1 protein-coding gene is annotated in these 392 nt (G+C 49.7%); it reads right to left on the reverse strand.

Annotated elements, in window-relative coordinates; all coding sequences use genetic code 11:
- Nucleotides 1-379, reverse strand: a 379-nt coding sequence (gene ilvN, locus AC1VNY_RS42880) for an acetolactate synthase small subunit (protein ID WP_482409736.1), incomplete at its 3' end; no start/stop codon positions are given.
- Nucleotides 380-392 lie beyond the last annotated feature (13 nt).

The following is a 392-nucleotide window of genomic DNA, read 5'->3' on the forward strand; positions in this document are numbered from 1 at the left end:
GTGTGACATCAATAATTTGCCCACGGAATATTTCCGTATTACGTTTCACTTCGTCACGCCCGTAGCCGCTGGCCTGAATTTTCACCAGCATGATTTCCCGCTCAACATGCGCGCCCTGCCCTAACTCGCTCACGCGCAAGACATCGACCAGCTTGTGTAATTGCTTTTCGATCTGCTCAAGCACTTTTTCATCGCCCACGGTCTGGATGGTCATACGCGATAATGTCGGATCGTCGGTTGGCGCAACGGTCAGGCTTTCAATGTTGTAGCCACGCTGGGAAAAAAGGCCAATCACGCGGGATAACGCGCCTGATTCATTTTCGAGTAAGACTGATAATATCCGGCGCATAATCAGGTTCTCTCCGTTTTGCTTAACCACATTTCATCCATTC

The organism is Bradyrhizobium ferriligni (genome assembly GCF_056837965.1).